General features: G+C 71.3%; 24 protein-coding genes. 12 read left to right on the top strand and 12 right to left on the bottom strand.

The features are described from left to right. Window positions 1-16: 16 nt before the first annotated feature. Entirely contained in the window at window positions 17-883 is an 867-nt protein-coding gene (locus NE358_RS00470) for an Asp23/Gls24 family envelope stress response protein (protein WP_289940381.1), read from the top strand. 69 nt (window positions 884-952) lie between these two features. Here NE358_RS00470 and NE358_RS00475 read toward each other — a convergent pair whose 3' ends face one another. Then, entirely contained in the window at window positions 953-2,167 is a 1,215-nt protein-coding gene (locus NE358_RS00475; RefSeq protein ID WP_289940383.1) for a ricin-type beta-trefoil lectin domain protein, read from the bottom strand. A gap of 217 nt (window positions 2,168-2,384) precedes the next feature. Continuing rightward, window positions 2,385-2,879 carry a DUF1990 domain-containing protein gene (locus tag NE358_RS00480; protein WP_289940385.1) on the bottom strand — a complete coding sequence of 165 codons (495 nt, stop codon included), beginning with the start codon at window positions 2,877-2,879 and terminating at the stop codon, window positions 2,385-2,387. 82 nt (window positions 2,880-2,961) lie between these two features. Between NE358_RS00480 and NE358_RS00485 the strand changes: the two genes are divergently transcribed. Genes NE358_RS00485 through mobA form a run of 3 tightly spaced genes read left to right on the top strand, consistent with a single transcriptional unit; the run spans window position 2,962 to window position 5,226 of the window. Next, window positions 2,962-3,420, top strand: a complete 459-nt coding sequence (locus NE358_RS00485) for a GNAT family N-acetyltransferase (protein WP_103207239.1) — start codon at window positions 2,962-2,964, stop codon at window positions 3,418-3,420. 49 nt (window positions 3,421-3,469) lie between these two features. Then, entirely contained in the window at window positions 3,470-4,657 is a 1,188-nt protein-coding gene (locus NE358_RS00490) for a molybdopterin molybdotransferase MoeA (RefSeq protein WP_116239727.1), read from the top strand. Then, window positions 4,651-5,226, top strand: coding sequence for a molybdenum cofactor guanylyltransferase (gene mobA, locus NE358_RS00495; protein WP_141376950.1), 576 nt, complete (start codon window positions 4,651-4,653; stop codon window positions 5,224-5,226). Before NE358_RS00490 ends, mobA begins: the two co-directional genes overlap by 7 nt. 12 nt (window positions 5,227-5,238) lie before the next feature. On the opposite strand, the gene NE358_RS00500 is transcribed toward mobA, so the two are convergent. Continuing rightward, window positions 5,239-5,802, bottom strand: a complete 564-nt coding sequence (locus NE358_RS00500; protein WP_141376948.1) for a TetR/AcrR family transcriptional regulator — start codon at window positions 5,800-5,802, stop codon at window positions 5,239-5,241. A gap of 114 nt (window positions 5,803-5,916) precedes the next feature. Between NE358_RS00500 and NE358_RS00505 the strand changes: the two genes are divergently transcribed. Both NE358_RS00505 and NE358_RS00510 read left to right on the top strand, forming a co-directional pair. Next, window positions 5,917-6,879, top strand: coding sequence for an alpha/beta hydrolase (locus NE358_RS00505; RefSeq protein ID WP_289940390.1), 963 nt, complete (start codon window positions 5,917-5,919; stop codon window positions 6,877-6,879). Between the two features lie 185 nt (window positions 6,880-7,064). Further along, on the top strand, window positions 7,065-7,334 hold the full coding sequence (locus tag NE358_RS00510; protein WP_103207226.1) for a DUF6457 domain-containing protein: 270 nt from the start codon (window positions 7,065-7,067) through the stop codon (window positions 7,332-7,334). A 230-nt stretch (window positions 7,335-7,564) separates the two neighbouring features. Here NE358_RS00510 and NE358_RS00515 read toward each other — a convergent pair whose 3' ends face one another. Further along, on the bottom strand, window positions 7,565-8,746 hold the full coding sequence (locus NE358_RS00515) for a citrate synthase (protein WP_170210665.1): 1,182 nt from the start codon (window positions 8,744-8,746) through the stop codon (window positions 7,565-7,567). Window positions 8,747-8,798: 52 nt separating this feature from the next. Between NE358_RS00515 and NE358_RS00520 the strand changes: the two genes are divergently transcribed. The 4 genes from NE358_RS00520 to NE358_RS00535 all read left to right on the top strand — a co-directional run bounded on the left by NE358_RS00520 (window position 8,799) and on the right by NE358_RS00535 (window position 13,637). Further along, a complete protein-coding gene (locus NE358_RS00520) occupies window positions 8,799-9,881 on the top strand; it encodes a citrate/2-methylcitrate synthase (RefSeq protein ID WP_289940394.1) in 1,083 nt (360 codons plus the stop codon). Between the two features lie 203 nt (window positions 9,882-10,084). Beyond that, a complete protein-coding gene (locus NE358_RS00525) occupies window positions 10,085-11,587 on the top strand; it encodes a tyrosine-protein phosphatase (RefSeq protein WP_499318129.1) in 1,503 nt (500 codons plus the stop codon). Continuing rightward, window positions 11,588-12,268: a class F sortase gene (locus NE358_RS00530; protein ID WP_289940399.1), complete on the top strand. Its 681-nt coding sequence runs from the start codon at window positions 11,588-11,590 to the stop codon at window positions 12,266-12,268. Between the two features lie 172 nt (window positions 12,269-12,440). After that, the gene (locus NE358_RS00535) at window positions 12,441-13,637 is read left to right on the top strand and encodes an MFS transporter (protein WP_141376938.1); all 1,197 of its coding nucleotides are present in this window, start codon (window positions 12,441-12,443) and stop codon (window positions 13,635-13,637) included. Between the two features lie 39 nt (window positions 13,638-13,676). Here NE358_RS00535 and NE358_RS00540 read toward each other — a convergent pair whose 3' ends face one another. Together NE358_RS00540 and NE358_RS00545 are read right to left on the bottom strand one after the other, a co-directional pair. Beyond that, window positions 13,677-14,564 carry a helix-turn-helix transcriptional regulator gene (locus NE358_RS00540; protein WP_289940405.1) on the bottom strand — a complete coding sequence of 296 codons (888 nt, stop codon included), beginning with the start codon at window positions 14,562-14,564 and terminating at the stop codon, window positions 13,677-13,679. A 43-nt stretch (window positions 14,565-14,607) separates the two neighbouring features. Beyond that, window positions 14,608-14,979: a hypothetical protein gene (locus NE358_RS00545; protein WP_116239615.1), complete on the bottom strand. Its 372-nt coding sequence runs from the start codon at window positions 14,977-14,979 to the stop codon at window positions 14,608-14,610. A gap of 83 nt (window positions 14,980-15,062) precedes the next feature. Here NE358_RS00545 and NE358_RS00550 point away from each other — a divergent pair, with 83 nt between their 5' ends. Then, entirely contained in the window at window positions 15,063-15,812 is a 750-nt protein-coding gene (locus NE358_RS00550; protein ID WP_289940408.1) for a DUF429 domain-containing protein, read from the top strand. A gap of 9 nt (window positions 15,813-15,821) precedes the next feature. Continuing rightward, complete coding sequence (locus NE358_RS00555) at window positions 15,822-16,895, top strand: DUF4241 domain-containing protein (protein WP_289940411.1); 1,074 nt, start codon at window positions 15,822-15,824, stop codon at window positions 16,893-16,895. Window positions 16,896-16,960: 65 nt separating this feature from the next. Here NE358_RS00555 and NE358_RS00560 read toward each other — a convergent pair whose 3' ends face one another. From NE358_RS00560 to NE358_RS00585, 6 genes are all read right to left on the bottom strand, one after another. Further along, a complete protein-coding gene (locus NE358_RS00560; RefSeq protein ID WP_289940413.1) occupies window positions 16,961-17,173 on the bottom strand; it encodes a hypothetical protein in 213 nt (70 codons plus the stop codon). A gap of 226 nt (window positions 17,174-17,399) precedes the next feature. Beyond that, window positions 17,400-17,828, bottom strand: a complete 429-nt coding sequence (locus NE358_RS00565; RefSeq protein WP_289940415.1) for a hypothetical protein — start codon at window positions 17,826-17,828, stop codon at window positions 17,400-17,402. 665 nt (window positions 17,829-18,493) lie between these two features. After that, window positions 18,494-19,327 (bottom strand): DUF6671 family protein, encoded by an 834-nt coding sequence (locus NE358_RS00570; RefSeq protein WP_499318133.1) that lies wholly within the window; start codon window positions 19,325-19,327, stop codon window positions 18,494-18,496. Beyond that, window positions 19,327-19,650 (bottom strand): P-II family nitrogen regulator, encoded by a 324-nt coding sequence (locus tag NE358_RS00575; RefSeq protein WP_116239610.1) that lies wholly within the window; start codon window positions 19,648-19,650, stop codon window positions 19,327-19,329. Before NE358_RS00575 ends, NE358_RS00570 begins: the two co-directional genes overlap by 1 nt. Next, window positions 19,650-22,196, bottom strand: a complete 2,547-nt coding sequence (locus NE358_RS00580; RefSeq protein ID WP_289940419.1) for a DUF2309 domain-containing protein — start codon at window positions 22,194-22,196, stop codon at window positions 19,650-19,652. The genes NE358_RS00575 and NE358_RS00580 overlap by 1 nt, the downstream gene beginning before the upstream one ends. After that, a complete protein-coding gene (locus NE358_RS00585; protein WP_289940421.1) occupies window positions 22,196-23,671 on the bottom strand; it encodes a proton-conducting transporter transmembrane domain-containing protein in 1,476 nt (491 codons plus the stop codon). The genes NE358_RS00580 and NE358_RS00585 overlap by 1 nt, the downstream gene beginning before the upstream one ends. Window positions 23,672-23,702: the final 31 nt, after the last annotated feature.

A 23,702-nucleotide genomic window follows, 5' to 3' on the forward strand; every position in this document is an offset into this window, starting at 1 on the left:
CCCACGAGGAGACGTGATGTCCATCACCGATGCGACCATCGACCCGCCCGACCTCGACGCGGCGGCGACGCTCGCGGCGACCGCCGCCGGTTCCGTTCCTGGCGTCCACGCTCTCGGCAGCTTGATCGGACGGGCGTCGGACGCCGTCCGTGAACGCGTCGGCCTGGCGAGCACCGCACCCGGCGTCAAGATCGACACCGACCGTGCCGGCTCGGTCACTGCGACCATCTCGCTGGTCGTCGATTATCCCCACAAGCTGCGCGCGGTGGCGGGCGACGTGCGCACCGCGGTGGTCTCGGCTCTCGAGCCGCTCGGCCGCGGCACGATCGAGGTCGACGTCGTCGTGACCGGCGTCTTCGGTCCCTTCGACCGTGATGTGGTCGCCGAAGCCGAGGAGAAAGCGGATGCCGTCGCCGCCCGCGCGTCGGACGTGGCCGATGAGGTGAAGGCCAAAGCGCAGGACGTCGCGGATCGCACGTCGACCGCCGTCGATGATGCGCGCGAGAGGTCGAAGGATCTCGCGGCCAGTGCCTCGGAGACCGTCGATGCCGCCGTCGCCAAGACGAAGGACGTCGCCGCCGGGGCCGCGGCCGCCGTGGACGAGACCATCCGCCAAGCGCGTGAGCGTGTGACCACGGCCGACGCGGAGTCGGACATCGATGCCGCGGATCGCCTGACCGACGGCCTCGAGCCCGAGCGTCCGCGTGCCTCCGACGAAGATCGGGGCGACGATCGTGCCGACGTGAGCGACGTCGTCGCCGAGGCGCTCGAGGATGCGGCGATCGACATCGCGATCGCCGCCGACGAGGTGCGCGCCGACGAGAAGACCCCGGCGGTCGACGACGTGCAGTCGGTTGTTGAGGAGGAGCGCCCCCGCGGCTGACGACACCGATGCGGAAGGGCGACCCGGCTTCGGCCGAGTCGCCCTTCCTGCTGCATCAGTCGATGGTCGTCAGAACGACCACTGCTGATTCCACGCGCCCGTGCAGGTGTCGATGACCTGCTGTGTCCCGGAGCTCGTCGACCCGTTCGGGTCGGTCAGGCAGAGTCCCGAGCTCGGGTTGTAGACCGTTTTGTCGTCACGCAGAACCCACCACTGGTAGCCCAGATCGTTGCAGGACCAGAGTTGCACCACGCTGCCGGGACTGCTGCCCTTCACGTCGAGGCACTTCCCGTTCGAGCGGAATGTTCCGTCGGACCAAGAGCTCCATGTCTGATTCGACGACGAGTCGCAGGTCTGGAGCTCAACGGGGGTGTAGTTGGCACTGGAGCCGCCTCGGAGCCCCAAGCACATGGCCAGCGAACCCGGACCGCCGAACGTGACCGAACCCAGCTGTGTCGCTGTCGTCGACGCCTGTTTGCTCACGGCTCCCGATACCCACGACTGCACGGCGTACGTCACCGAGTAGGTGAGGGTACCCGAAGGAGCGCAGCGCGCGATCTTGTTCGCTGTCGTGCCACTGGCGCACGTGAGCTTGTTCGCACCGTCGTCGATCGTGATGTTCGTCGCGGTACGGACCGGTGATGTGTAAGACGTGGTCGATGTGTTGCCGTTTCCGATGGTGGAGACACCGTTCACGAGGTTGGCTCCCCATCCCCACAGAGCGCCGCTCGACGTCACGCCGTACGTCTGAGAGCCGCCGTCGACGACGTCTGCGAAGTTCGGGATGTCGCTTCCCGACGCGATGACGGCGGAGCTGCTTGAGGTCGTGCTTCCGTTGCCGAGCTGCCCGGATGCGTTCAGGCCGGCGCTGGACAGGGTGCCGTCGGCGGCCATCGCGCTGACATGCGATCCGCCGACCGACACCTTGATGAACTCCTGCGAGCCCAGCCCTTTGAAGGGCACCGGTGTGGACACCGTGTCGCTGGTCGAGCCGTTGCCGAGCTGCCCGTCGGTATTCCTCCCCCAGCCCCACACCGAGTTGTTGTTGAGCAGAGCCGCGACGGTCGTCCCGTTGGATGACAGCTGCGTGGCGTACAGACCCGTGCGGAAGGTCACCTGCACGAAGTCGGCCGACGCGGAGTCCGTGGATCCGGTCCCCAGCTGGCCGTAGTTGTTCGATCCGCGACACCAGACGGAGCCGTCGGATGCCAGTACGCAGAACCCCTTCGTGATCTGGACGATCTTGCGCCCGCCCGAAGAACTGGCTCTCCCGAACAGGCTCATGCCCCGCTGCGGCCAGCTGCCGAGCGAGCCCGTCGCGGTCGCCGCGGCTGGCGTCGTCTTCGGCCGATAGGAGAGCGCACGGAAGATGCCGGCGCCCCGCCCACTCGACTCAGCGGCAGCGCGAGGGCAGGGCAAAAGCGATCTCGAGCGGAACGGACGTCACGGCGTATTCGACCTTCTGGCGCGAGAGGCGGCGGTGCTCTCGAGGGAGAGCGCTTCAGCGCGGGTCGAGCGCGCGGAGGTACCGTCTCGTCATCCAGGCCTGCACCGCGCGACCCAGCGGGGCGCCGATGCGCGTGAACCAGCGTCCGGGCGCCGAGAACGCGGTGATGGCGAAGACGACCTCCCCCGTCGGGGCGAGCGTCAGGGTGAATCGTTCTTCCCCGCGCTCCGGGTGCCCCGGGAGGGTGCCGTAGGCGAAACCGGCGACGGTATTGGTGCGGTCGGCCCACACGACGAGGCAGGGAATGCGGACGCTCAGGATGCCGACCCCCAATCGCATCGTCACGCGTGTGCCCTCGCGCATCGGCGTCTCGGACGCCTCGACCCGGGCTCCCGCGCGCCGTTGCGCCTCACCGGCGAGAAGGGCATCGGCGGCCGTCGCGAAGACCTCCGGACCGCGCCCGATCACCCGTCGAACGCGCACGTGGTGATACCCGGGCGGCATCCGACCGGCGGTCGCGCCGACCTCGTCGTATGTCAGCTCGTCCATGCGCCCACGGTAGAGGGGTGAGAGGTGGCGCGGTCCGGGGTTGTGCCGACGGAATGTCGGAGGAGGCTGCGAAGATGGCTGCATGATCGAGTTCCGAGACGCGCGCCGGGCCGACATCGACGCGATGGTCGACGTGCAGAACGCGATCCATCGCGCGGGACTGCGATCGTCGCAGTCCGACGCGGCGTTCGTCGAGGAGCGGTATTTCGACCCCGAGCACTCGATCGCCTGCACCGTGGCGGACCGCGACGGCGTGGTGGTCGGCTTCCAGTCCCTGAAGCGCGCCTGGCCCGGCAACCCCTACGGGGTCGACGAGGGCTGGGGCATCATCGGCACGCACATCGACCCCGAGGTAGGGCGTAGCGGGATCGGCCGCAGCCTCTTCGCGAGGACCCTCGCGGCGGCGGAGGCCGCGGGCCTGCGCCACATCGACGCGACCATCGGCGCCGACAACGCGCCCGCCCTGGCGTACTACGCCGCGATGGGGTTCGCGCCCTATCGCGACGGCGTTGAAGCGATCCCGCACCGCCTCGACCTCTGACCCGCGCCTACGCTGAGGGCATGCCCTTCTCCCCCCGCGGATGGACCGTGTGATCGACGTCGCCGAGCACCTCGCCGCCGTTCTCGAGCAGGTCGTTCCGCTCGCCCCCGAAGCCCGGGCGGTGGCCGCTGCCCGCGGTCGAGTGCTGCGGCATCCCGTGTTCGCGAATGTCGACGTCCCGGGCTTCGACAGCTCGGCGATGGACGGGTTCGCCGTGCGCGACCTCGGCGCACCCGCCACTCTGCGCGTGGTCGCCGATCTGCCCGCGGGCACCGACCTCGATCCGGGGGTGGATGCCGGCGAAGCCGCGCGCATCATGACGGGGGCGCCCGTGCCGACCGACGCGACGGCGATCGTCCCGTTCGAAGACACCGAGGGCGGGCTCGCCGGCGGGCTCGACGCGGTCACGGTGCTCATCGCTCCCCGCGGGCCCGGGGCGCACATCCGGCATCGCGGCTCGGACGTGCGGGAGGGTGAACTCGTCGTCCCCGAGGGCGTGCGTCTGACCGCCGCCCGGCTCGGCGCGATCGCGGCCGCCGGGGTGGGAACGGTCTCGGTGTCGCGCGCGTCGCGGGTGGCGGTGGTGTCGACGGGCTCGGAACTGCAGCCCGCGGGCCATCCGCTCCGCCGCGGTCAGATCCCCGAATCGAACAGCGTGCTGCTGGCCGGTCTGGCCGAGGAGTCCGGGGCCGAGATCGTGCTGCGCGCGAGCGTCGGCGACGAGGGCCACGGACCACGTCGGGCCATCGCTGCCGCCGAAGCAGCGGGGGCCGACATCGTGGTGTTCTCGGGAGGGGTGAGCGCGGGTGCGTACGAGGTCGTGAAGAACACCCTCGGCGACCTCATGCGTTTCGACCGGGTGCGCATGCAGCCGGGTAAGCCGCAGGGCTTCGGCCGCACCCCCGCCGGCACGCTGCTGTTCGGTCTGCCCGGCAATCCCGTGAGCGCCGCGGTCTCGTTCGAGTTATTCGTGCGTCCGGCCGTCCGTGCTCTCGAGGGCGACGCCGACCTGGGGCGCGAGACGTTGCGCGTCGCGCTTTCCGAGGGGCGCCGGGCCCGGCCGGGCCGCGTGCAGTACGTGCCGGTGCGCCTCGACCGCTCCGACCCCGCCCGATGGGTTGCGACTCCCACCTCCCACGGAACGCGCGGACTCGGTGACGCCGACGGTCTCGCCGTCATCCCGCCGAGCGAGAGAGACGTCGCGGCCGGGGAGCTCGTCACGGTCACGCGATGGTGAGCGTCGATGCCATCCTCTTGGCCGGGGGGAGGGCCTCACGACTGGGCGGGGCGACGAAGCCGCTCGTGCGCGTGGGTGGGCAGACGCTGCTGCGTACGGCGGTGGACGCGGTCCGAGCCGCCGGTGCTCGACGCGTCGTCGTCGTCGCCCCCGTTCTCGACGATGCGCTCGAGGTGACCTGGACGCGAGAAGAGCCGCCCTTCGGCGGCCCGGTCGCCGCGATCATCGCCGCCCTCGGCCACGTGGATGCCACGGAGGTCTTCGTCGTCGCCTGCGATCTTCCGACCGCTGGTCCGGCGGTGGCGCTTCTGGGCGATCCGGTCCCCGACGCTGCGGACGGGGTGTGCCTCGACGACGGTCGACGCCAGTGGCTCATCGGCCGTTACCGGGCCGCGGCGCTGCGGGCTGCGGCATCCGGTGTCTTCGAGGGTGGGCGCGACGCGTCCATGCGGGCGCTCCTGGGCGGGCTGAGGGTGGAGCCGGTGCCGGCCGACCCCGCGTTGACGCGCGATATCGACACCTGGGAAGACCTGCGAGAGGTGGCATCGGAAGGGCCTTCGGCGACCTGACGAGAGGGGTCGTCAGCTCGCTCCGTGTGCGAAGGCGGCGTCGATGAGTGTCGATGCGGCCGCGCGCGCGGTGCCCGCGGCCTCGGGCGTCCCGGCGATCGCGGCGGTGGTCTGGGCGCCCTCGGCGAGGATGGCGAGCTGGGGAGCGAGGAAGGCCGGAGCCCCCGCCGCCTCGACGAGCTTCGCGACGTATCGCTGGAAATCGGCCTTGTGTGCGCGCACCGCGCGGGCGACGCCGGGGTTGGCGGCTCCCAATTCGCCGAAGGCGTTGATGAAGCCGCAGCCTCGGAAGTCCGCCTCGTCGAACCAGTGCGCGAGGTAGTCGTAGACCGCCAGCAGCCGTTCGCGAGGGTCGTCGATGCGCTCGACGGCGTCGGTCACCCCGTCGGTCCACGTGCCGTGGCGCTTGTCGAGGACCGCGACGATCAGGTCGTCTTTTGCGGGGAACTCCTTGTAGAGGGCTCGGAGCGAAACGCCGGCGGTGTCTCGCACGGCATCCATCCCCACCTGACCGATGCCCCGCCCGTAATAGAGGGCGTCGGCGGCATCGACGATGCGGTCGCGGGTCTCGGTCATGTCCTCAGTCTAGTTGACGCGAGAACGATCGTTCTCTATGGTGAGGAGCGAAGGTGAGAACGATCGTTCTCACCCGTCGCTTCGCAGAACCGTCGTCAAGAAGGAGCCCCGACCATGTCCGGAAACCCGCACGAGATCGCCCTCGAACCCGCCGCGCAGCAGTTCGTGGATGCCACCAGCGAACCGCCCTTCCTCTACCAGCTGCTGCCGGCCGAGGGGCGCGCCGCCGTCGACGGCGTTCAGGACGATCCCATCTTCAAGCCCGAGATCGACGAGGAATGGATCGAGGTCGCGGGTGGTCCGAGCGGCTCGGTGAAGGTCCGCATCGTCCGCCCGCGGGGTGCGAGCGGTGTGCTGCCCGTCGTGATCTACATCCACGGCGCAGGGTGGGTCTTCGGCGACGCGCACACGCACGACCGTCTCGTGCGCGACCTCGCGGTGGGAACCGGAGCCGCGGTCGTCTTCCCCGAATACGACCGCTCACCCGAGGTGCGGTACCCCCACGCGATCGAGCAGGTGTGGGCGACCGCCCAGTGGATCGTCGCCGAAGGGGCGTCGAAGGGCCTCGACGCCTCACGCGTCGCGGTTGCGGGCGACTCGGTGGGCGGCAACATGTCGGCCGCCCTCACCCTGCTCGCCAAGGAGCGCGGCGGTGTCGACCTCGCCGCGCAGGTGCTGTTCTACCCGGTGACCGACGCGGCCTTCGATACCGAGTCGTACCACCGCTTCGCGGAGGGCTACTTCCTGTCGCGCGACGGCATGAAGTGGTTCTGGGACCAGTACACGACCAGCGAAGACGACCGCGCCCAGATCACGGCGTCGCCGCTGCGCGCCACGCTCGATCAGCTCGCGGGACTCCCGCAAGCGCTCGTCATCACGGCCGAGGCCGACGTGCTCCGCGACGAGGGCGAGGCCTACGCCGCGAAGCTCCGTCAGGCGGGCGTGCCCACCACCGCCGTCCGCTACCAGGGCATCGTGCACGACTTCGTGATGGTGAACGCGCTCCACGACACGTACGCGGCGCAGGCGGCGGTCGCTCAGGCCGTCGCCTTCCTGTCGAAGGCGCTCGCGGCGTAATGCCGGCCGGCCCGGGCTGTGCTGTGGAGCATGGTCCGGGCGGACGGTCGTCAGGACGCGTTCGGTAAACGGCGAACCCGCGTGGTCGACAGCGGCGTGTGTAGCGGTCTCGGTGGCTCGTCCTCGGATGCCACCTCCTTCGGGCCGAGTCGTGGGACGATCTCCCCACGGCCCGAGGAGGAACCATGACCGAGTCCCGCACGCTGCCCCCCGAAGCGCTGAACGACTGGAGCGCCGCTCTCGCGGAGCGCTTCGGTCTGGCGGAGGGCGACATCCCCATCTCTCTGATCCTCGACCTCGCGCGCGACGTCGCCAACGGTGTCGCCCGGCCCGCGGCCCCACTCAGCGCCTTCGTCGCCGGTCTCGTCGCCGGTCGGGCGGGCGGCTCACCCGCCGACACTGAGGCCGCCGTGGCGGCGGTGGTGCAGATGGCGCGCGAGTGGGAGAACCGCTGATCGGGCGCCCGTATCGCTGATCGGGCGTCGTCGGCCGCGGCACCGAGCGGCGCTCACGGGGATCGCTCGGGACCCGGCGAGCGTCGCCGGCCGGTGTCACTCGAAGAGGCCCGAGGTGGGCGCGCAGCCCGTCGTGCTCGCGACCGCGGCCGCGAGAAGAGCGATCGCCAGATATCGACGCATCACCTATCGACTTTCGTTCGGTGGGGGAAACGGGCTGAGGCGAGCGGTCACGGCCCCACATACTCCCCGCGAGGACGCAGCCGCATGGCCTGCTCGGCGTACTCCGCGGCGATGTGCGCGATCCACCCGACAACCCGCCCGAGCACGAAGATCGTGCCCGCCGCGTCCTCGGGGAGGCGGGCCCCGGATGCCAGTGCCGCCAGCGCCAGGTCCACGTTGGGCCGCAACCCCGCACGGTCGGCGACGACGTCGGACAGCCGCCGCACGGCATCCATCGTCCCTTCCCCGTCGGGCAGTGCGACCAGGAGCGGAAACAGGGCCGCGGCCCGATCGTCGCCCCCGGCGTAGAGCGGATGACCGAAGCCGGGGATGCCGTTGCCCTCGTGCAGCGCATCGACCAGCGCCCGCTCGGGTTCTTGCCCGCGCCGCACGCGCGTGAGCAGGCGGGCGGTGCGGGTCGCCGCGGAGATGTGCAGGGGCGAGTCGGCCGCGCCGAGCGCGGCGCTGACGGCGGCGTATCCGTCGGCGCGGGCCGAGGCCGCGACCCGCGCGGCGAAGGTCGACACCGCGAGATCGTGGTCGATCAGCAGGACGAGCGCGGCGTTGACGGCGGCGATGGTCGCCGGGTCGGTCGGCGCGTTCCAGACGCTGACCAACGACCGCGCGATGTCGGCGTCGGGGCGGCCGCCGAGCGCGACGGGAAGACCGGTGAGGAGCGTCCACCCGATGCGGTGGGCCGACGCGGTCGACGCGTCGTAGCGCAGCGGATCGTCGGCGGCGAAGCCGGTCAGGGCGGCGCGCAGGCGGTCCATCGACCCCGCGTGCAGAGGGAGGGCCTCGACCATCGCGCGCGCGCTGCCGATCGCCGGGTCGGGAGCGTCCACGCGCTCCTCGTCCCACAGCCAGGCCACGACCTCGGCGAACGGGCGATCCATCAGGTCGCGGGCGCGTCGGCCCCGGTACAGCAGTTCGTCGTCCTCGATGTCGGCGACGTCGGTCTGTACGACACCGAGGGGCATGCCGGTCGTCGGATGGGTCGGCATCCGAGTGGCCGTCCGGCGACGACCGGCGGCGAAGGCTTCGACCTCGAGCGCATCGAAGGTGGAGCCGTGGGACTCGCGCTCGCGGCGAAGGAGTCCGCGCGAGACGTAGGCGTAGACGGTCTCGGGCTTCACACCGAGCCGAGCGGCCACCTGTGCGGCGGAAAGGCGGGGGAGGGGAGCGCTCATCTTGATCCGATCAACGTTGACGCTGTCGTCGTCATGTTCGCACACTGAGCGCATGAGCGACCTGATCGATGTGCCCCGCGGACTGAACGGCGTCGTCGCGGCCGAGACGACCATCAGCGATGTCGACGGCGACGCCGGCGTCTACCACTACCGGGGCTCCTCCGCGGTGGAGCTGGCGCGCACGCGTTCCTTCGAGGACGTCTGGCAGCTACTGGTGGTGGGGGAACTCCCGGATGCCACGACCCGAGCCGCCTTCGCCGCGCGCGTCGCGAATGTCCAGGCCGACCCCGCCCTGCCCGGGCTGATCGCCGCGGTCACGGCACGCACCGATCAGCCGCTCGCGGCGCTCCGCGCGGTGTGGACGCTCGCGGCATCCGCTCGCTCGTCCGCGGCGCTGTACGACCTCGATTCCGATGCGCGGCTCGACGAGGCGATCGCCTTCGCCGCCCTGGCCCCGCTCGCTCTCGCGCCCGGGGCGGCGGGCGGTCGCGGCGTGGTGGCCGACTACCTCGAGCGCGTGACCGGGACGGTTCCCGACGACGCCCACGTCCGCGCGCTGTCGGCCTACCTGGTCGCGGCGATGGACCACGGCTTCAACGCCTCGACCTTCACGGCCCGGGTCATCGCCTCGACGGGGGCCGACATGGCATCCTGCCTCTCCGGCGCGCTCGGCGCGCTCTCGGGGCCGCTGCACGGCGGAGCCCCGGCCCGCGCCCTCGACAGTCTCGACCGCGCGGACGACGACCCCGCCGCCTGGATCGCGGGAGAGCTCGATGCGGGACGCAGACTGATGGGCTTCGGGCACGCGGTGTACCGCACGGCCGATCCGCGCTCCGAGCTGCTGCGCGAGGTCGCGCGCGGCCTCGGCGGCGACCGCGTGACCCAGGCGCTGGCCTTCCAAGAAGAGGCCGAGCGTCAGCTCGCACAGCGCCGGCCCGAGCGCCCGCTGCACGCCAACGTCGAGTTCTACGCCGCGGTGGTGATGGAGCAGTGCGGTATCCCGCGCGCGATGTTCACCCCCACCTTCGCCCTCGCCCGCACGATCGGATGGACCGCGCACGTGCTCGAGCAAGCGCGGGACCCGAAGATCATCCGACCGACGGCGCGGTATGTGGGGCGGGTACTCGTCGGCTGAGGCGAGTCGGGTGCGGGTGCACAGATAAGGGCTTCTCCGCCGATTCATCGCCTCCTCAGGACAACATCCTCAGAGTCCGTTCGGTACAGGTTCGCTCGCGTTCTCGGGTTCGTCACCCGGGGTTGGGACGGTCGCCTTCGGCTCACCCGCCCACTCGAACGGGTGCCGCCGCCCACCCCCATCTCCGACCCCTGAGGATGACAGTGACTACCCGTTCCCGCCGCGTGACATCCGCGCGCTTGCTCTCCGCCGCCCTGGCCGTCGCCGCGACCCTCGGCTCCCTCGGCTTCGGTGCGACCGCCGCCCAGGCGGCGACCAACCCGCAGCTGCAGCCTGCCCTGACCGCACAGGATCACGCCATCACCGATGTGCCCGGCCTCGTCAACGGCCGCGAGCTCGGGTCCTTCGTCGGTGCCGGCGCGCAGATCGTCGATGCTCCGCGTCTGCTTCGCACGGAGTCGCTCGACAAGGTCACCTCTGCCGGCGCCCAGACCCTCGCGAGCAAGTACCACGTCGACCTCGTCATCGACCTGCGCACCCCCGCGCAGGTGTCGGCGAAGCCCGACGTCACGGTCCCCGGCGCCCAGTACGTGAACATCTCGATGTTCGGCAACGACGGGGACTACAGCGATGACACGGCGATGTACCACGACCTCGTCGACAAGGGATATGTCAGCCCCTCGTCGCCCGGCGTCATGATCGGCGCCTACGCCCAGATCCTCCGGCTGATGTCGGCCCACACCACCGGGACCGTCCTCATCCACTGCTCGCACGGCATGGACCGCACCGGCACCGTGATGGACCTGCTGTACCGCATCCTGGGGGTCGGCAGCTCCGACATCCTCCACGACTATCTGCTGTCGAACACGCAGCTCGGCGTCACCTGGGCCACTCCCGCGCTGCTGCAGGGCACGTTCGAGGCGGACGTCGCGAAGAAGTACGGCGGCCTCGACGCCTACATCTCTCAGACCATCGGCGTGACACCGACCGAGGCCACCGCTCTGCGCTCCCGCTTCCTCGTCTCGAATGACGCAACCGCCTCGAGCATCAGCGTCGGGGGTGTCGGCGTTCCCCTGGACACCGCCGCCGACACCGGTGGCGCGGTCGTGACCGCCCCGATCGCGACGCTCTCGGCATCCGACGTGCGGGTGACGACCTCGAGCGCTGCGGCTACCTCGGCGGTCACCGTGTCGGGCCAGACGGCCACCGTCACGGTGACGGCCGAAGACGGCACCACGATGAAGACCTACACGATCACCGTCGCTCTCCCCACCATCGCGCTCGCGCAGGGAACGAACATCGCGGCAGGCTCGACGGTGCACGTGACCGGCGCGGGCTTCGTCGCCGGGGCAGGCTACGACGTGGTCGTGCACTCCACGCCCACGGTCATCGGCCACCTCACTGCCGCCGGCGACGGCTCGATCACCGCTGACGTGATGCTGCCGGCATCGCTGGCGACGGGGGCGCACACGCTGTTCTTGGCGGATGCCAACGGCAACGCCGTGAGCGCTCCCCTGTCCGTGACGGTGCCCGCGGCCACCGCTACCGCCGCGAGCACCGGCTCCGCCGGTCCCTCGGTGGCAACCGGGGGGACGGTGATCGCACAGCCCGCGCCGTGGCCGTGGATCGCCCTGGGCGGCCTCGGTCTGGTGCTGCTGGCCCTCGTCGGCGTGACGCGCCGCGCGCGCTCGCGCTTCGGACGCTGAATGAACCGGTTTCTCCGGTCTCTGCGGCGGTGGCGGCGGGGAGACATCCTCGCCGCCACCGCGGTGGCCGCCGCCCTGGGGCTGATCGTGACCGCGGGCATCGCGCTCGGCCCGTTCTTCGCGCCTCCCCCGGCCTCGGCGGGTGACGATGGCCCCTCGGCGGCGCAGCACGATCTCGCGGGCAATCCCGTGCAGCTCGACGGGCCCGACCCGGTGCCGAGCGCATCCGCGACGCCGGAGGGCGTCGGCAGATTCACCGCACCGTCGGTGGGACTCGACGTCCCGCTCGGAGCCATGAACGTCGTCGATGGCGTCCTGCAGCCGCCCGGCTTCACCTCGGCGTACTGGGTGCGCAACCTCGGGGTCTCGCCCGACTGGGCGGACGCGGGCACCGTGTTCGTCGTGATGCACTCCCTGCGCGGGGGCGGCGTCGGCCCGGGCAACGCGCTCATCGACGTGGACGCAGCCCGGGCGCGGATCGCGGTCGGGGCCGACATCTCGGTCGCCGACGTGCACTATCGCGTCGATCGAACGCAGGTCGTGGACAAGACCGCCATCGGGAGCGAGGCCGACGTGTGGGCGAACACCGCGGGCAGGCTTGTCGTCGTCACCTGCCTCCAGCGATCCGACGGTCTCCCCTCGACCGAGAATCTCGTGATCGAGGCCCGGAGAGTCACCTGAACCGAGCAAGGGGCGCCGGAGCCGCCTCTCGGCGGTCTCGCCCATCGGGAGCGAACGCGGCGGACAGGATCGCGGGCCTCTCGCGAGCACCCGCGCGGAGGCCCGGACGAATGGTCGGATGCCGCGGACGATCGGTCGGGCGAGGGCGGCGGCGCTGCACGAGCATCGGAACATGACCACGACCGCTCCCGTTCCGACCTCGCTCTCCGCCCCGCCCTCGATGCGGTACGGCGGCCTCATCGTCGTGATGCTGCTCAGCTTCTTGCTCGTCACGGCGGAGTTCCTCCCGAACGGCGTCCTCACCGAGATGGCCGCCTCACTCGGCATCACCCCGGGCCAAGCCGGCCAGACCGTCACGGTCACGGCCCTGGCCGGTCTGCTCGTCGCCCCGACGGTAGGCCTGCTGCTGCCCCGGCTCGACCGTCGCACGCTGCTCGTCCTGGCGGCGGCCGCGGCCGCGCTCTCGAGCCTCGTGGTCGCGATCGTGCCGAGCCTGGTCGCCATCCTCATCGCCCGGTTCCTGCTGGGGGCAGCGATCAGCTCGTTCTGGTCGATGTCGATCACTGTGGCGGCACGCCTGTCGAGCCCCGAACGCATCGGCCGCGCCGTCATGTTCGGCTCCGCGGGGCTGTCGCTGGCCACCGTGGCGGGCGTCCCCCTCGGTGTCGCGCTGAGCGAGGCGCTCGACTGGCGGCTCGCGTTCCTGCTCGTGGCTGTGGCGACCGCGACGGTCGGCATCGCGGTGCGCGTCGTGCTGCCGCCCGTCCCGGCGGCAGCCGCGTCGAGCCTCGGCATCCTGGTCGACACCCTCCGTCGCCGGGGTGTGGCGGGTGGCATGGTCGGTCACGTGCTCGTCGTCCTCGGCCACTTCCTCGCCTACACCTACGTGCGTCTGTCGCTCGAGCGCATCCCCGACGTGGAAGCGGGCACCATCGTGCTGCTGCTGGCCCTGTTCGGGGTCGGCGGGTTCGTGGGGAACATCCTCGTCGGGATCATCGTCGACCGCGCCTTCGCGCGTCTGGCCGTCGTCGGTCCGCTGGTCATCGCGCTCGCCGTGGCCACCGTGGTCCTGCTCCCCTCGGCGGTGGGGGCGGTTGCGGCCGCCGTCCTGGTCTGGGGCTTCTTCTTCTCGTCGTGGCTGATCATCGTGAACACCTGGGTCGGGCACCGCATGCCCGACCGCCTCGAGGCGGGCGGCAGCCTCATCGTCACCGGCTTCCAGCTCGCGATCACCATCGCGGCCGGCCTCGGCGGCCTGCTCGTGGACGCCGCGGGAGTCGTGACGGTGGACGCCATCGGCATCCTGCTGCTCGTGATCGGCGCCGTGCTGTTCGGCCTCTCCCTGCGCCGGCGTTCCCTCGCGGGCTGACGACCACGACCCCGTCGCTACCGATGGAGCGGCGGGGTCTCAGGCGATGAGCGACCGACGAGCGCTGCGCCACTCCGACGGGGCGACCCCGGCATGACGCCGGAACGCGCGGCGGAATCCCTCGTCGGAGGCGTAGCCCAGAGCCCGCGAGGTCTCCGAGACGGGGGTCCCCGCATCGAGAAGGTCTTCCGCGCGGCGCATCCGCACCGCCGTCACGTACGACGCGGGTGAGGTGCCGAACACCTCGCGGAACCGTGCGGCGAATACCGAGCGCGACATCGCGCCGAGCGCCGCGAGCTGATCGATCGTCCACTCGCGACCGGGGTCGTCATCGACGGCGGCCGCCACGCGGGCGAGGAACGGGTCGGCGGTGCGCGGCGGCCATGACGCGTCCTGCTCGGACGCCGCCCACGCGCGCAGCGCCGACAGCAGAACAGTCGTCACCATGAGCTTGCAGATGGTCTCGTCGCCGTGGCGGTCGAGGGCGGCCCCCGGCGCGGGGACGCCGAGATGGGCGGCGAGACCGGCCGCAGCGGGCTCGGCGCGGGCGAAGCCGCTGACGAACACCACCGGCGGCAGGGCGCGGGTGTGCACGGTCGCGACGACCTCGAGGGGGACGACGGTCACCTCGGCGCCGGACTGCGACGCCAGCTCGAGGGGGTGGCATCCGAGCGAGATGAACGCGTCTCCCGTGAGCAGGGTGCGCCCGCCCTCGACCGTCGTCGCCGCGCCGGACGGTGCGTTGACCGAGCATCCCGCTCGCGCGGCGCTGACACCGGTGAGTTCGCCCGAGCGGACGTACACGATCGCCGCTTCCCCGCGTGACAGCGTCACCCTCTCGCCCGCCGATAACGACTGTCGCCAGGCGTGTCCGGGGTGGACGTCGATGTTCGACAGAGCGCTCTCGAGCGCGGCGCGTGACGTCATGAGAGCGGAAACCCCGCTCGTCTCGGCGCTATTCCGCGCCGCGTCAGCCCAAGAGCTCGAGGCCGCTGAACAGTCCGATCGTCACGGAGAGCAGACCCGCCGCCACCCCCGCGATGAACCCCGCCGCGGCGAGCTCGCGCGCCATGCGGGCGTTCAGGCTCACGATGCCGCAGACGAACGAGATCACGGCGAGCACCCACATGCCGATCTGGATCCACATGAGGTTGTCGACGTCGGCGATGGCGCTCGCCGTCGCGACGAAGAGGTACCAGGCGATGACGATGACGCCGGTCACGATCGCGACGACGGACGCGATCCTCAGGTCGCCTTTCGGTGTGGGAGGAGCGGGCGGCTCGTCGCGCGGCGGGATGTCGACGGCCGGTTCCAGCGAATCGGGGAGGTCGTCGTCTGCCATGTCTCGATCCTCCCAGGTCGCGAGGCCTTTCGGCGAGGTCTTGACGGGCCTCGCCGCGGGCGACCGCGCCTAGGCTCGAGGAGATGAGAACCGTCGGAGTCGACCTCGCCGCCGGAGCCCCCGGCACGGCCCTCGCCGAGATGCGCTGGGCCGATGGCGCGGCCCGCCTCACGCGGCTCGAGATCGGGATCCAGGATGCCGACATCGTGGCATCCGTCGCTTCTGGCGACGCGTGGCTCGGGGTGGACTGCCCGCTCGGCTGGCCCGACGCGTTCGTCGACTTCGTGCAAGCGCACCACGCCGAGGCGGACCCCGCGCTCGGCCCGGTCGACGGAGGGGCGGAGTGGCGCCGCTCGCTCGTCTATCGCCACACCGACCACGTCGTGCGCGAACGCATCGGGCGCTGGCCGCTGAGCGTCTCGACCGACCGACTGGGCGTGACGGCGCTGCGCGGCGCGGGACTGCTGCGGCGGTTGGCCGAGGCCGGATTCCCGGTCGATCGCGCGGCCGAAGGGCGCCTGTTCGAGGTGTATCCCGGCGGTTCGCTGCGCCTCTGGGGCTTCGACACGAGCGGGTATCGAGTGGATGCCACCCGCCGGGCGCTCCTGTTCGACGCCCTGACCGAGCGGGCACCGTGGCTCGACGTCGGCGGGTTCGCTCCCCTGGCGATCGCGAAGGCCGACGCCTTCGACGCCGTCATCGCCGCTCTGGCCACTCGCGCTGGAGCCCTCGGATCGTTCGAGCGCCCGGCATCCGGAATGCTCCCCATCGTTCGGCGCGAGGGGTGGGTCGTGCTGCCGGACGGGGCCCTCGACACGCTGGCGGCGACATAGGCTGGCGCCATGTGGGGCGATCGCGGGGCGAAAGCGGCGGAGAAGCGCGTGCAGCGCTTCCTCGAGGATTACGACATGCAATGGCGGCGTGTAGCGCCCGTCTTCGCGGATCGTTCCACGCGGCGGGACGAGTTCTCGCAGTGGCGAGAACTCGTCGTCCCGCTGACACGTGATCACGTGGTGGGGGAGCACGTCCGCTTGGACTCCTCGTTCGGTACGCCGCCGGGCTACGGGGTCGCGGTGGAACGGATCGTGCGTTCCGAGGTCGAGGGCGATCGCGCGTTCGTCCTGACCGAGATGATCGACTCGCCGACGCGTCAGAAGCACGAGTACGTTCTCGAGCGCGAAGGGCGCGGGTGGAAGATCAGCGCCATCGAACAGCACTTCGACGACCCCCGCACCCCCTTCGCCGATGCGGCACAGGCCCGGGCGCTCGCCGCCGACGCGGCACCGGACGCCTCTCTCGACGAGGTGCCCGACGAACAGCGAACCCTCGACGAGGTGCGCAACTTCACCGAGCGCTCGGTCGTGCACCGGCGCAGCGGAGAGGAGTCGGAGGTACGCGTCTCGCCCGCGGGAACCCTGGTGACGACGTCGGGTGTGCTTGCCGTGCTCGACTTCGGATACGACAACGACGACGCGCGACCCCTGGCCCGCAGCGTGGCACCGGGGGCGTACCCGGTCGAAAGAGTGACCGGTTTCGGCCGCAACGCCGCCCTGCGGGTGCGTTTCAGCGATCGGATGCCGGTGACCTGGCATCCCGCCGATCTGCCGACCGGGCCGGGGCACTTCTTCGGCGTCGACGCGGGTTCGGCGTGCATCGTCGACCTCGCCGCGTACACGACCATGAGCCGGCGGGCCAAGGCCGCGGCCTTCACCGAGTACATGTACGCGCCGTCGCCGAGCGTGCAGGAGATCGCCCTCGGTCCATCCGACGTGGGCATCGTCGCGGAGTCCGGGTACGGCGACGGTCAGTACCCGGTGTACTGGGGGCTCGACGAGACGGGCGCGGTCGCCCAGCTCGTCGTCGACTTCCTGGTGCTCGTCACCGCGGACGAAGAGGGGAACCTGCGGCACCTGTGAGGCGACCGGCCGCGTGATGGTGCGGCCGGCCTCTTGCGGTCGTCTCGCAGGGGCCGTTGCGTAGCTCAGATCGAACTGCGCTGCTGGCTCAGAGCGGCAGCCGGAGCCGCCGCGATGAGCGCGGCGATGAGGAGCAGGGCGCCGGTATCGCCGTGAACGGTGAGCATCGCAAGACCCGACACGCCGAGGACGAACACGGACGCCCACAGAAGGAACACCGCCACGGCACTCGCCCAGACCGGCTGCCCGAACGGCCTCTGATTCAGATCGGTTCGCACGGTGCCTCGCCTTCGGGTCGCTCGCAGATGAGGAGGTGTCACACATCGACGCGGCGCCTTCGTTGAACGCGGCTCGATACGGGGCCAGCATAACCGGGGCCAGGTCCCCCGAATGGGGGACATTGTGCGGCGAGTCGCGGAGCGGTATAGGCGAGCCGTGATGCCGTTCCGCCCGGCCCGTCGGCTAGTTCCGGGCATGCTGCCCACAACGAAAGTTGGAAGCGCCTTACTCGGACGTAGCGGTGCTGTCGAAGTATTCCTGCACATCGGCTCTGTCGCCTTCGCTGAGGGAATGCCCGACGTACTCGATCACGATCCAGTTCGACCGGTAGGAGCTAGACGACGTGGCGGCGAACGCTACCGCATCGTCAATGCTGCTGAACTTCCGGTACGACGCATACGTCGCGCTGTAGCCCTGAACGCACCCAGCAACGTCACTGCAGAGCTCCTCGGTCGCCTCCTCGTAGCCGTTCAGCGCGCGAAATTGCGAGCTGGAGTGAGCGAAGTCGCCGAGGTCAATGTCTTGTCGTGTGTCCCGGGTTGCCATCATGACGAGGAGAACGGCCAGCATCGCGGTGATCGCTACGCCAGCAGTCACACCCGTAGCAATCAGCGCGGCGCGCTGTGACCTGACTCGATTCACGGCCAGTTGCACTTGTAGGGGAAGGCGCCGCCGTCGATACGCCAGTTCAGTCTGTTCGCCCTATAGCCCTCGAGATCCCATGAAGGTCCGCCAAATTCTCTTGCGCGGCAATGCCGGTTTCGGCCGCGGTGCTTGTGACCGACCGAAGCGTGTCCAATGTCGGGGGCGGGTCTCCGTCATCGGCGTTCGCGGCAGTCGGTAGCAAGGCAAGCATCATCGTGATGGTCGCAGTTGCCGCACGGCAGGTCCAGTGTTTGCTGATCAAAGTTCCCCCCGGAACGTTCGAGCCTCACCGGTCCCCCCGGCACTGCGAACGTAGCGTTCGACGAGTTCTTTTCGCAAAACGAACATTTCTGCGTTTCGGGGGAGAGGGTCCGGCCGGCGGCCGGCGACCTCGAACAAGTGCTTGGTGTCGTGGGCTGGTCAGATCTCGCGGAGTCTTGCTCGCCCCGGAGAACGGTGCGGCGGCTCGATAGCCCCTGATTGTTCGGCGAGGATGGCGGCTCAAAACGCTCTGCCCATTCGTGCGCGTCGCCGCGTAATGGCCGGCGGTGATCGCGGGCCAGGCGCCCTTCGGTGCATCCGGCCCGTGCAGACCGAAAATCGACAACTCACCGTCGGGTGAAATGGTGAGTCAACCGCGCGCCGCACCTCCCGCACCGGCTCCAAAGCCCCCCTCACGGATTGCACCTATCGCACGTGGCCGGGTCGGCCTCACGCTGGGGTCGCCGGCGCTCGCGCTGCTCGTCGCACGCGGGGCAGCCGTCGACGTCGATGCGCACCTGCGAGGTGGCGTTGCCGCACGCGCCACAGCGGAGTCCGCGCACGACGCCCACCGGGCCGAAGCCCAGGCACCCGCACCCCGGACACAGCTGCCTCATCCGGGCCGCGAGCAGCCACGAGAGCCGGCGCAGCACCCTCCGCCGGGTCGGGTTCATATGGGCGCGCAGGTCGGGCTCGAGCTCGACGGGGCCGCGGAGGAGCAGGGCGTCGATGATCGCGGCATCCTGGATCCCCTTCTGCATCCCGGTGTCGGTGCGCGCGACGACGGCCTGGTGCGGGAAGCCCGCGCGGGCGAGGTAGCGCCGTGCTTCGCTCTCGGTGCGGACGGTCCGCGCGGGTGCGACGTGCGTGTACTGGCGGATGCCGTGGCGCACGCGGATGCCGCGTTCGAGGTCGACGAAGACGGCGAGCTCCTCGTGCACCATGGGGCCGAAGCCCCCGAGCGCGGGGGCGTACGATGCCTCGGTCGCCAGCCCCGTCGAGGTGCCGAGCTCGAGGGCCGCTCCGCGGGCCTTGGCCGTGGCCGCTTGCTCGGGAGTGCCCGCCCTCGGCACGTCTCGGGTGAACGTGCCGAGGGAGTCTGTATCGAGCTGTGTCGTAGGCATGACGCCCGCGACGAGCCACCGGGAGAAGGCCGGGGCGAATGCGTCCGCCTTGCCATGCCGGGTGCCCACGGCGATCGTCTCGCCGGCGTACGCCGACGCTGGGGGGCTCGTCGCGGCGCGCATCAGGCGAAGTAGTCCGGGCGGCTGACCGAGGTCGGCGAGACGAACATCACGCCCGACGCGTGATCCAGGACGGGACGGATGCCGGCGATGATCGCGTCCGCCTTCTCGGGAGCCACGACGGTGACGAGCAGCGTCAGGGTGTCGTGGTCGTTGAAGAGCAGACGGCCGCCGCGGGGGCCGTGGTGGCCCACGCCGGCCACGCCGGTGATCGCGGTGTAGCCGCGGGCGCCCAACGATTGCATGAGGGCGGACACCTCGGCGACGTCGTCGCTCGCGACGACCACCTCGATCTTGGTCATCGGGGTCAGTTCGGACAGGCTCATCAGTGGATCTCCTTCGTGGTGGTCTCTGCGGGGGCGGCGGGGACGCCCGATGGGGTGGGAATGTCGAGGTCGTCGGCCTGCCAGCCGTAGCGGCCCCACCGCATCCAGCGGGCGCTGTCGTGCTCGCGGACGCGGAGGGTGATCCAGCGGTTGGTCACCAGGGTGCGGACGGCCTCGGAAGCGTCGATGATGTCGTTTACCCGCGCGAGCGGGGCTTCGACGAACACCTGGAGCCGGATCGGCTCGTGCCGGGCCGCCCGGCCGACGCCCACCGACTGCCAGGGCAGGCCGAGGCGCAGGTCGCCGCCGTAGCCCGCGAGCACGCCAACCGTGCCGACGACGTTGTGCAGGGGCTTCGGCCCGGCGCCGAAGCGGTCGGGGGCGACGGTCGAGGCCGCGTACTGGGCGTTGATCCACTGCGCCACGATCATCGGCGCGGTCAGGATGGTTTCGAGACCCGAGCCGTCGGGGTCGGCGGCGGCGTCGTAGCTGTGCAGGAAGGCGCGGCGAGCGAGGTCGGTGCCTGCCGTGATCGAGCGCGGACCCACGATGAAGGCGGCGTTACCGACCAGGCCCCACTCGGCGTACGCCTCCGCCCAGTCCGCCGACCGGCGCGCGGTGTCGCGGATCGCGCCGTGGCGGCCGCCCGCTCCGGGCAGACTCGGGCCGCGTTCGGCCGTGTTCCCGGCGCGTGCGGTTTCGAGCCGCCGGGTCAGCTCGAGCACGGCGGTCTCGTGCGTGGCCGGGATGGCCCAGGGCTCGAGCAGGGTGACTTCGTCGGTGACGGTGTCCATCTGCGCCGCGACGAAGAGCGTGTCGGCGGGGATCGAGATGCCGAGGGCGGCGAGGGCGTCGCGCGTCTCGGGGTCGTTGAAGATCATGGCCGCCGCCCGCGCGTTCGGTTCGCCCTCGTGCCCGCCGCACGCCCCGCACTGCAGCGACGAGGCGAAGGGGTTGTTGGTCACGGAGGCACCGTGTCCGGTCAGTAGCACGATGGGCGCGAAGTCGTCGACGAGTCCCATCATCCGCAGCGCCGTCTCGGCGTAGAGCACGCGTTCTTCGAGTGTGAAGACGACGTTCGCGTCGACGTGCGTCGAGGGCTTCGCGGGGCGCATCCGCGACACCAGTGCGCGCCAGCCCTCCGGAGCGAGCGTCCGGGCCGCGCTCGCGGCGCCCAGGACCCACCCGGCGGTCTCCGCGAACGCATAAGGCGCGACGGCGGATTCTTTCAGGGCGTCGATCGCGGCATCCCGTTCCACGCCGGCGGCGCGTTGCCGCTTCCAGCGTGCGATCGCGTCGCGCTGCACGGACGACTCGGTGATCGCGACGCGAGGCGTGAGCAGCACCGGGCACGACGCGACCTCGGCGGACCCGTCGGCGGGCCGGAACGAGATGGGAGCGGCGAAGAAGCCCGCGAAGCCGAGGGTCTCGACCCCGCCCGCGGCCTCGAGGTGCCGCCGGAAGCTCTCCGACCGCGTGTCGATGCAGAAGACCGCCTGCGCGAGCGGCCGCTGGACCGGTGCGCTCGGGCGGAGCACCGGGGCGGTCGCCGGGGCGAGCTCGCGCGCGACGCCCCTCTCGAAGGCCTCCTGCCAGACGGCGAGCCGCGCCGGGGGGTGGATGAGCGAAAGGACGGGCCGTAGAGCGGCGCGCGCCTCGCCGTCGGTGGCGTCGACGCCGAGGGCGAGAGCGACGGCGCCGATGCGGGCGGTGTCGTCGGTCGGAACTTCTTCGTTCGCAGCCCGCGCGGGAAGGGTGGTGTCGGCGGGCAGGAGCAACCGCTCGAGCGTCGCGCGGATCGCGACGAGCGAGGTGAGGTCGACACCCGTCGTGCCGACGTGCCGGACGAGCGCCGCCCACCCCGGCAGTGCGAGCACGTGCGCAGACAGGAAGGACTTCGCGGCGGTCTCGTCGAGCTGCCACCGGGCGAGCGCTTCGCCGACAGCCGCGGCCGGGTCGTCGGGAGAGTTCCGGATGCCGCTGCGCACCCGCCGCGACAGGGTCGGGTCGAGTGCGGCCAGGCGCCGCCACGCCGTCCACATGTTCTCGCCGTTCGCCCGCGACCAGGGTGCCGAGCCCAGCGAGGCGGCGGCCCACCGCGCGGTGAGGTCGTCGACCCGCGCGTGGACCCGCGGCGAAAGCCGTGCGGCCGGTGTCGGCTGCGGGGAGGCAGCTGTCATCGGGGGAGCGACGAGCAGGTCATGCCCGAGCACCTCGCCGACCGTGGTGGCGAGGCCGCCGATGCGAAGGATGCGGGAGGAGCCCGCCTCGGGCACGGTGAACCGCAGAGCCGCGTGCAGGTCGGAGGACGAGATTCGCCCCCGCGCGTGCAGGTCACGGAACCGTTGCTCCGAAAGAGACAGCAGGATGCCGTGGTCTCGCGCGATCCGCCCGATCGCCTCTTCCCAATCGAGGTTCTCGTAGCCGGCGACGGGGTTGCGGGCGATGAAGGTCTCGAGGGGGAAGTGCGCAGAGATACTGCGCCCGGCGGCGGCGATCCAGCCCCGGATGACGGCGGGCGAGGGAGGGGAGGTGTGGGTGGTCATCAGAATCTCCGGTACTCGAGGGGGCCGTCGGCGGGTGCCGGGGTCCAGGACGTGTCCGTGCGGGGTGCGGTCGGGGGTAGGGGTGGTCGGCCCCAGGCGAAGGCGAAGGCGAAGAGGTGGTCGGCGAACCGGCCCGAGCCTCGCGCGGCGAGGCCCGAGACGGCGGCGATCACGAAGACCGCGATGGCGAACGGCGCGGGCACGGGTGCGGCGGCGGCGATCGGAGTGAGCGCTTCGGCGGCGGGGAAGACCACCGCGAGATAGGCGGCGGTGGCGGCGGCCAGACCGGCGACGAGGGCCGTGCGGGTCGCGGCCGGCGATGAACCCCCGCCGATCCGAGCCCCGGCGATCACCGCGGTGGCCCAGGCGAAGAGGAGGAGCACTGCCGCGCTGTGAGTGATCGCACCGGATGCCGCCAGCGCCGCCGCCCCGGTCAGGAGCACGACTGCGCCGCCGACGATGGCGCCGCCGCGGGACGGCACCGGGACCGCGATCGCCCGGCCCTTCAGCGCGTGCTCGACCGCGGAGCCGGCGCCGAGGAACAGGCTCGCCTTGTAGAGCGCGTGACCGATCGCGTGGACCAGGGCCACTCCGAAGGCCCCGAGCCCGCAGGCCAAGAGCAGGAACCCCATCTGCGCGGCGGTGGACTGCACGAGGCGGCCCTTCACGTCGGGGCGCGTGAGCATGGCGAGGGTCGCCACGATCATCGTGATCGCGCCGGCGACGGCCACCACCCAGGGCCCCACGGCGGAGGGCACAGCGGCATAGCGCAGCAGGAGCAGCGCGCCCGCGTTCACGAAGCCCGCGTGCAGGAGCGCCGAGACCGGGGTTGTCGTCGCCGCGGTCGCGGGAAGCCAGCCGTGCAGGGGGAAGGAGCCCGCGCGGGCCACGGCGGCGACCGCCACGAGCACACTCACCACTGCCGCCGAGGTGACGTCGAGGCTCCCGAGCGCGGCGAGCGAGACTGAGCCGGTGGACGCCACCGCCACGATGACCGCTGCCCAGAGGGCCGCGTCTCCGAGCAGCAGGGCGACCGTGCTGCGCGATACCGCGATCCGGGTTTGCGGCCCGGCACCGCCGGTCGAGATGAGGGCGATCATGCTGACCGTGCCGAGGGTCCACCCGGCCGCGAGCAGCACGACGTCGTTCGCGGCGATGGCGGTGGTCGACCCGACGGCCGCGAGAGACGACAGGGCGAAGAAGCTGCGCGAACGGGGGTCGCCGCGCAGGTTGCGGCTGGCGTAGGCCTGCACGATCACGGTGAGGGCGACGACCAGCAGCGCGAGGGCGGAACCGGCGATGTCGTCGTCCGTGGCGAGGGCCGACGCGAGGCTCACGGTGGCGACGATCGCGGCGACGGCTGCGGGCCAGGCGGCGAGTGAGCCCGGGGTGTGCCGACGCGCGACTTCCGGGAGGAGGGCGGCGACGACCGCGGCGAGCAGCGCGGCGATCGTGAGCGGGGCGAGAAGCGACATGCGCAGCACGTTACATGCAAAAAATTGCTGG

The sequence above is a fragment of the Sphingomonas sp. G5 genome (genome assembly GCF_052660795.1).